Source organism: Limosilactobacillus caviae (assembly GCF_014635905.1).
Lineage (GTDB): Bacteria > Bacillota > Bacilli > Lactobacillales > Lactobacillaceae > Limosilactobacillus > Limosilactobacillus caviae.
Genome location: NZ_BMDS01000009.1, coordinates 37,903 through 46,822 on the forward strand (window position 1 = coordinate 37,903; position 8,920 = coordinate 46,822).

The 8,920-nt window shown below is 37.0% G+C and carries 5 protein-coding genes; all 5 read left to right on the plus strand.

Features of this window, described 5'->3' with window-relative positions:
* Positions 1–10 precede the first annotated feature (10 nt).
* A complete protein-coding gene (gtfA, locus tag IEU90_RS10040; RefSeq protein WP_188358080.1) occupies positions 11–1,549 on the plus strand; it encodes an accessory Sec system glycosyltransferase GtfA in 1,539 nt (512 codons plus the stop codon).
* Positions 1,542–2,873, plus strand: a complete 1,332-nt coding sequence (gene gtfB, locus IEU90_RS10045; protein WP_153710651.1) for an accessory Sec system glycosylation chaperone GtfB — start codon at positions 1,542–1,544, stop codon at positions 2,871–2,873. The genes gtfA and gtfB overlap by 8 nt, the downstream gene beginning before the upstream one ends.
* Positions 2,866–3,063: a hypothetical protein gene (locus tag IEU90_RS10050; RefSeq protein ID WP_153710650.1), complete on the plus strand. Its 198-nt coding sequence runs from the start codon at positions 2,866–2,868 to the stop codon at positions 3,061–3,063. Before gtfB ends, IEU90_RS10050 begins: the two co-directional genes overlap by 8 nt.
* 72 nt (positions 3,064–3,135) lie before the next feature.
* Positions 3,136–5,160, plus strand: coding sequence for an SP_1767 family glycosyltransferase (locus IEU90_RS10055; protein ID WP_188358081.1), 2,025 nt, complete (start codon positions 3,136–3,138; stop codon positions 5,158–5,160).
* Between the two features lie 203 nt (positions 5,161–5,363).
* On the plus strand, positions 5,364–8,920 hold a 3,557-nt coding region (locus IEU90_RS10060), incomplete at its 3' end, for a serine-rich glycoprotein adhesin (RefSeq protein WP_188358082.1).

Below are 8,920 nucleotides of genomic sequence, written 5' to 3' on the forward strand. Positions count from 1 at the left end.
GAGGGATAAGATGACTGTATATAATATTAATTTAGGAATTGGTTGGGCTAGCAGCGGGGTTGAATATGCTCAGGCTTACCGTGCTCAGGCATTTCGCCAGGCTAAAATTCCTGCTAAATTTATTTTTTCAGATTTAATCTTAGGAAATAATATTGCCGACTTAACGGAAAATATTGGCTTTGATGATAATCAGATTATCTGGCTGTATAATTTTTTTACTGATATAAAAATTGCTCCATCAACGTTTCCCTTATCTTCATTTTTAGAGCAGGAAGAATTGTCACAACGGGGCTTTAAAGTACAAAATGGCTCAGATAGTAAAGAGGTCCGCTATCAGTCGGATCAAGAAGCATTAACGATCATCCCGCGTTATAGTGATCGGCAAAAACAGACCATTGATCAAGTGAGCTATGTTGCTAACAACCTGCTTATTAAGCGTGATTTCTATTCTTATACGAAATACGCAACGGAATACTATAGCGGGGATACTAAAGGCAATCACGTAATATTTCGCGAATTTTATAATGAAGATGGCTCTACCGCCTATACCCAGCATCTTGACAGTAATAATCAGGAATTGTTTGAATTTCCTCAACAATATTTTTACACTAAGAGTGATTTATATCGCGAAATGTTGCGCCAACTAGATTTTAAAGCAACTGATACTATTATTTTGGATCGAATGGATGAGGACAAGCAATTAATTAATGGTCCGCTAGTTTTTGCTCATCATGGACAGGCTAAGCTATTCGTGGCAGTTCATGCTGATCACTATGATAAACACTATACTAATGAGCATCAGGTGTTATGGAACAATTTTTATGAATATCAATTTACCCACTACAATGATGTTGATTGTTTTATTGTAGCGACTGATCAGCAACGGCAATTATTAGGTAAGCAGTTTAAGCATTATTATCATGTTCAACCGCAGATTGCGACCATTTCAGTTGGAAGTTTAAGCAAATTGATAAAACCGACTGAACAACGGAAGAAGCATTCATTAATCACGGCTTCACGGTTGGCTAATGAAAAACATATTGACTGGTTGATTTCTGCAGTAGTGGCTGCCCGCAAGGTAATTTCTGATGTTACGCTTGATATCTATGGTGCTGGCGGTCAAGCTGGGCGATTGCAGGAACTAATTAAAAAAAATCATGCTGATAATTATATCAAGCTAATGGGACAGCATGATTTAAGTCAAGTCTATCAACAATATGAGACCTATATTGCTGGTTCGACTAGTGAAGGCTTTGGCTTGAGTTTGCTAGAAGCAGTTGGTTCAGGTCTTTCAATGATTGGCTTTGACGTTCCATATGGTAATCAAACTTTTATTGATGACCAGCAAAATGGCTACCTATTACCGTATGAAGAAGACTGGAGTAATGTTAAGAAGGAAAAAGCATTAACTGATGCCATTATCAAAACATTTAGTACTGCTGACTTAACTAAGTTCCATGAACATTCTTATGCGTTAGCTGAACCTTACTTAACGAGAAATGTTGCTAAGCAATGGCAGCAGTTATTAAAGGAGGATACCCATGCTTAATCTATTTGATAATTTTGATCAAGCTACATTTGATTTACTCCGTTCGCAAAGATCTGCCCAGATTAAAATTCCAACGGTTGTGATAAATGATGATGGCTTCCTTCCGGCTGAGGTTGAATCACCAATTAAATTTTTTGGTCAATATAATGAAAATAAATCACCGTTATATTTTGATCAATTGCCGGTACCAAAATATTGGCGGATTTTGAGCACGTCCTCGCAAGGAGAAGTTTACGATTTAGACCAGAAGCGGGCAGATATTATCTATCGCTCCAATGATAATTCACGCCAGGTTAAAGAAGTGCGGTGGCTAGATCGACAAGGAAAGATTAATTGGGCCGATCACTATAATAGTAACGGTTATCACTTTGCTACAACTTTTTATGAGCAAGGTCAGCCAATTTGGCGTAAATATTATAATAAGTATCAGGAGTGTTTTTTAGCTTGGAACTTACGTGCTGGTAGTCTTTTCCTCACTGATAACAGCCAGAAACGTTATTTTGCTTCGTGGATTGAGTTTGTAAAGTATTATTTAACAGTTCGCGATTTTAAACTTGATCATATTTTTTATAATACTTTGAATCAAGGTCTAAGTGTGACACTAGCCCTGCCTGATAATGGAACAGATACTCTCTTTTGGCACGAACCGTTGCTAGACAATAAACTGCCCGGAAATATGCAATTTTTAATGGAACATTCAACGCGGACAAAGCATATTATTTTTCAGCGTTATTCTGACTGGCAGCAAATGAAGCCCACACTGACTGGTAATAAATACGTTGATTTTAGTTATCTGGGAATGATTTATCCGCATCCACGGGGAAATAAGCTCCGTCCAGAAGCACTTATCCTTACTAACTCGGACGAAATTGTTGCGGCCACGACGTTAGTTAAACAGTTACCCCAAGTTAAGTTTCATATTGCAGCTGTTACAGAAATGTCAGAAAAATTGCTTGCTTATCAACAATATTCAAACGTTGAACTTTATCCCAACGTTAGCCAGCAACGAGTTAAGCAGTTGATTGCTGACTGTGATATTTACCTTGACATCAATCACCAGAATGAAATTTTAGATGCAGTGCGGGGAGCCTTTGAGCAAAACATGCTAATTGTTGGTTTTGATGAGACTTTACATGAACCGCAATTCGTAGCTCCGCAAAATGTTTTTAAGGTTACCGAAGCAAGACAAATGGGAGAACGAATCCTAAATGCATTACAGAAGCCAGCTTTAATGAAAGAATTGATTGATACGCAGCGAAAATTAGCCAGTGAGGTTAGTGTTCAGGATTATCGTAATCGGATAGGAGCAATAGAGCATGACTAAAAAAGATGAAGAGCGCCCGAAAACATCTTTAGCTCAACAAGACGCTTTAAAACGACTAGACAAGGTAGAAGAAGAAAAAAGAAAACCTTATAAAAAGAAAAAAGAACCGAAAAGTTTTCGTGCGGTTTTGATGACATTACTGCTAATTTTGGTACTAGGTTTAATGATTGGGAGCTATTTTATGCATTAAAAGCTTGAACTGGAATCAATTGCTAGGACTGGGAAGCTTTCCTGGTCTTTTTATGTATATGAGGAGGTAAAAATGAAAGTAATAGCGTTAAGTGGTGATTGTGGGTATATAAATCAGATTGAGACAACGTTAAAATCTATTATGGTTCATAATCGTAATGTGAAAATTTATGTGATTAATCCAGATATTCCGCATGAGTGGTTTGTTAATTTGAATCAATATTTAGCTCAAATTGGTAGCAGTATCATCGATGCAAAAGTAGATCCGGAGCGTTTACAGATTATGCATCCTTCTTTTGAGCACATAACCTCTTCATCTTTTGGTAGATTTTTAATTCCAGAATTTGTACGAGAAGATAAGGCCCTTTATTTAGATAGTGATTTAATTGTTACAAGTAGTCTAAACGAACTTTTTCAAACTAAATTTAAAGATAAGTTATTATTAGCTGTGAGAGATTACAATCAAAACACGTTGTTTAATGCTGGAGTAATGCTAATAAATAATCGTGGTTGGAAAGAAAAGCGAGTAGTGAACTCATTAATAAACATGGGAAAGAATCCTAATCTTTTGAATGGAGCTCAAACCGTTATTAATGATTTTTTTCAGGGACAGATTGGCGAGTTAGATTTAACTTATAATTATCAAATTGGCTTTGAAAAAGATGCTTTTTGGAATAACTTAGACCATATTTTGTCGCTCTTAGATAAGGTGAAAAACCCTAAAATTATTCATTATGTTACTAGTGACAAGCCATTTAATTTAACATCAACTTCAAGCTTGCGCAATAAATGGTGGCATTATCGTTGTTTAGAGTGGTCTGATATTGTCTCTAAGCATGGCAGTTTTGATAAGAGTAAGATTAAAAGTTTATCTTTTAATGGGGAAGCTTTTGTTTTTACCAATATGGCAGAGGTACAGAGCATTGAGCAATTAATAAAGAAATTACCAAACGTTCACTTCAACATTGCAGCATATACTAATATGGCATTTTTGTTATTAAAGCTAACTCAATACGATAACGTTACCCTTTATCCTAATATTTTGGGTAAAACACTTACTGAACTGATTAATCAAGCAAATGTTTATTTAGATATTAATTACAATCCGAAAGCAAATGAAGTAATTGACAGAGTAATGGATAGAAAAATCCCGATGGTTGCTTTTGATCGAACGAAATCACAAGAATTAAATTATGATAATTATCATGTATTTCATGATGGTCAAATTGACGAAATGGCAGCTGCGATTAGCGATGCAATCAAAAACAAGACTGAACCTAAGTCAAAATTTAATATTGAAGTAAAAGATATTAATAAATCGCTAGACCTGATTTTAGAAAGCCATAAATCAGTTGTTCGCTTCGGGGATGGGGAGTTTGATTTAATTAGCGGGCAGTCAATTCCATATCAAACTTATGAACCAGCGCTTGCTGAAAGACTAAAAAATATTATTTTGCGGGGGAATTTTAATAATACGTTAGTTTGTTTACCAGACGTATTTCGAGGTTTAGATCGTTACAATGACTATGCTGAAGATTTTTATGAATCTAATTTCTTCCCTAAAAATAATAATTTTTTGATGGAAATTGGAAAAACTAATAACTGGTATGGCTCGACTTTTATCTCACGTCCGTATATTGACCTGGTTGATAAAAGTAAGAGTGCTGATGCTTTTGCAAAATTGAAGCGCCTTTGGGAAGAAAAAGATATATTAATTGTAGAAGGGGCTTTAACACGATCAGGAGTTGGTAACGATTTATTTGCCAATGCTAATTCAATTAAACGGATTATTTGCCCAGCCAAAGATTCATATCAACAAATAAATCAAATTGAACAGGCGATTAAAGAAAATGCGGAGAATCGATTAGTCTTATTAATGCTAGGACCAACGGCGAAAGTGATTGTCGATGACTTGCAAGACTTAGGTAATCAAATGATAGATATTGGTCACATTGATTCAGAATATGAGTGGTTTAAAATGGGGGCTACACATAAAGTTAAACTGGCGAATAAGCATACAGCAGAATTCAATTTTGATGAGGAAATTTCGGCGGTGCATGACCAGGCTTATCAAAACGAAATTGTGGCGAAGATTTAGGTAAAAATTACTTAGTAAAAGCTGAGAAAGTATCTTTCTCGGCTTTTTATTTATGACTATTTAAATGAAAAATTAGACTGTTGTTAAATAAAGCTTGTTATAAGATGTTTTATTTTTGATGTTAGTAGGTGTACAATGTTTAAAAGTAATAAAATCGCTTATCAGTAGATTAAGCCAGCTGATTAAGCAGAGAGGTGGATTATATGTCTAAGTATAAGAATGAACAGGAGAATGGAAGTAAAGTTAAACTGTATAAGACTAAGCATGGTTGGTTTAGTGCTTTAACTCGCTTCTTTAAACTATTCTCTTTTAGGTCTAAAAAAGAAGTTAAGCCTACTAACTTTAACGACCTTGACTCAATCAAAGATAAAAATGATACGATACCTGATGCTTATAAAAAAGGTGCTGCAACAATGGCAACCTTGCTGGGAGCAGGAGTTGTAGGCACTACAAGCCCAACAGAGGCTCATGCTGCTACTGCCACGGTTGATCAGAATTCACAAGTTATTGGATCCGGATCAACTTCAACTAGTACCTCAACAAGTCAAACAGCTGGCTCAACTTCAACTAGCACCTCAACTGTATCTGGCTCGGCTTCTACTATGACCAGCACAACTAGTTCTACATCTACTAGTACGTCCACGACCACTAGTACCAGCAAGTCAACTTCGACTAGTCAGTCAACAGGGTCTACAAGTACGTCGACGAGCACATCTACTAGTACATCAACTGTTTCGCAATCTGCATCAAATTCAATCAGTACTAGTGAAAGCACTAGTTTAACTTCGGTAAGCGGGTCCTTGGCTAATGGGAATAGTACTATTAGTGACAATGCATCTACTATCCTTCCAACTGATGAAATCCAAACATCCGTTACCCAAAGTTTATTGACGCAAAATACCGTTAACAATGCTACTACTGCCGCAACCGCCATGCTTTATAACACTAATCTGATCCAATCCAAAGCAGCCAATGGTGAATCAGTTACGGTTTATAATAGTAATGATTTTAATAAAGCATTAGCTAATACTAATATCAGTGAAATTAATTTAGCGGGAGACGTTACTAGTACCGGAACTACGGTACTTAATCGTGACCTTACAATTAATGGTGGGGGACACCGTATTTATGTTGATGGTGACGGATCACGTACGATAATCAACAATGGTTCAGTAACAGTTAATGATGCTACGATTTATAATGCTGGCGTGTATGGTGCTTTTGACCTTGAAACGTCAGCCGGACCTGCAACATTAACTTATAATAATGTAACTGCATATGGCGGAACAGCAGTATTTACTGATACAACAACTGCAAACAATAAGACATTTGAAGTACAGGGTAAAACTACTATTAACTATGTCGGTAGTTACACAAACCAGAGTGGCAAAACAATTAATACAACTACTTTTACTGTTAATTCTGCTGGAAGTTCCCAAGTATACGTTGGTGGTACCGTAATTGTTCATGATGGTGCTCAGTTTACAGTTAATGGTACTAATCAAATTAATAACAACATTGAAATTAAAGGGAATGTAACTGACCATGGCTTAATCATTGGTCAAAATGCAACAGTTAACCTTAACGGTGCTAACCGTGGAAACGTTTTGATTGACCAAGTTGGCGCTGGATATTCTGGATACCAAAATACTATTTCTGTCGGTGAAAACTCCAAAGTTGATATGGAAGCCGGCCACGTTAATATTTTGATCAATAATCAAGGACCAAAGGATATTAACTTTGCTTCAAACTCCCAAGTTAACTTAACGGTAAACCATTCATTAGATTCGGCAAATAATATCTATGTCGGCGATGGAAACATTGTAACCTACAGTTCAAATACCTACTATAATGTTGCTTCTTTGGGTGCAACAAACGCAGCACAGAATCAAAATTCATATACAACTAACATTACTTTTGCAAAAGATTCAAGTGCTACCCTTACTGTAGATAATATCGATTCTAATAATATTGCTTCTGCGGACAGAATAAATGTTAATATTACCGATCCAAGAATAGTTACGTTAAATAACACTGGTGGAAATGCATACTCGACATTAAAGAATGCTAATGGGGTGATTGCAAACCAGTCCGCATATGATAACCTTGCTTACACCACAAATAATTTTAATGTTAGTGTTAATAATAGTAGTGTTCGAATAGTCAATAACGGAAATGCTGAGCAATCAGACTACATGGCATCAAATGTTGATCAAGTTACGGGTGATAAGTTGACAACGAATGCCGGAAATATGGTTATGATAAATGGCGACAGCACCGCTCAACAAAATGCTGTGGACATTACTAACAAGATTTCCGATGATGGAACAACCCAAGTAGTTTATAATAGCTGGTCAATTCCATCAACAAGCGCTTCGACAAGTGAGAGTACTGCAATTTCACAATCAACCTCTACTCAACAATCAGTATCCGAAAGTCAACAAATTAGTCAATCTACATCAAATTCTATTAGTAATCGAGCAAGTACCTCAGCTTCAGAAAGCCTAAGTAACTCTACGTCAAATAGTGGCTCGGTAAGTATCAGCGAAAGTATGAGTACTTCTGGGTCAATAAGTGAAAGTATGAGTAATTCAACCTCGCTGAGTGAAAGCTTAAGCAATTCAGTTTCAATGAGTGAGAGTATGAGTACCTCGGTATCGCTGAGTGAAAGTCTCAGCAACTCGGTATCACTAAGTGAAAGCCTAAGTAACTCAGTCTCAATGAGTGAAAGCTTAAGCAACTCGGTATCACTAAGTGAGAGTCTAAGTGATTCAACATCGTTGAGTGAAAGTCTCAGTAACTCGGTATCACTAAGTGAAAGCCTAAGTAACTCAGTCTCAATGAGTGAAAGCTTAAGCACCTCGGTATCAATGAGCGAAAGCTTAAGTAATTCAACATCAATGAGTGAGAGCCTAAGCAACTCGGTATCAACGAGCGAGAGCTTAAGCAATTCGGTATCAACGAGTGAAAGCTTAAGCAACTCAGTATCGCTGAGTGAGAGTTTAAGCAATTCGGTATCAATGAGTGAAAGCTTAAGCAATTCCGTCTCAATGAGTGAGAGTTTAAGCACCTCGGTATCAACGAGTGAGAGCCTAAGTAATTCAGTTTCACTGAGCGAAAGTCTCAGCAACTCGGTATCACTAAGTGAAAGTCTAAGTAACTCGGTATCAACGAGCGAAAGTCTAAGCAATTCAGTATCACTGAGTGAGAGCTTAAGCAATTCAGTCTCACTAAGTGAGAGTATGAGTAATTCAACATCACTAAGTGAGAGTTTAAGCACCTCGGTATCAATGAGCGAAAGCTTAAGTAATTCAACATCAATGAGTGAGAGCCTAAGTAATTCAGTTTCACTGAGCGAAAGTCTCAGTAACTCGGTATCGCTGAGTGAGAGCTTAAGCAACTCAGTATCAATGAGCGAAAGCTTAAGTAATTCGGTATCTCTGAGTGAGAGTTTAAGTACCTCAATATCAACGAGCGAGAGCTTAAGTAATTCAACCTCGCTGAGTGAAAGCTTAAGCAATTCAGTATCACTGAGTGAGAGTATGAGTACCTCGGTATCGCTGAGTGAAAGTCTCAGTAATTCCGTCTCACTGAGCGAAAGTCTCAGCAACTCGGTATCACTAAGTGAAAGCCTAAGTAATTCAGTGTCACTGAGCGAAAGCTTAAGCACTTCGGTATCAACGAGTGAAAGCTTAAGTAACTCGGTATCGCTGAGTGAAAGTATGAGTAATTCAGTGTCACTGAGCGAAAGCTTAAGCAC

What these genes read in the sequence shown, in the direction of transcription:
- gtfA (WP_188358080.1), top strand. Translation starts at nt 11, where the DNA reads ATGACTGTATATAATATTAATTTAGGAATTGGTTGGGCTAGCAGCGGG.
- gtfB (WP_153710651.1), top strand. Translation starts at nt 1,542, where the DNA reads ATGCTTAATCTATTTGATAATTTTGATCAAGCTACATTTGATTTACTC.
- IEU90_RS10050 (WP_153710650.1), top strand. Translation starts at nt 2,866, where the DNA reads ATGACTAAAAAAGATGAAGAGCGCCCGAAAACATCTTTAGCTCAACAA.
- IEU90_RS10055 (WP_188358081.1), top strand. Translation starts at nt 3,136, where the DNA reads ATGAAAGTAATAGCGTTAAGTGGTGATTGTGGGTATATAAATCAGATT.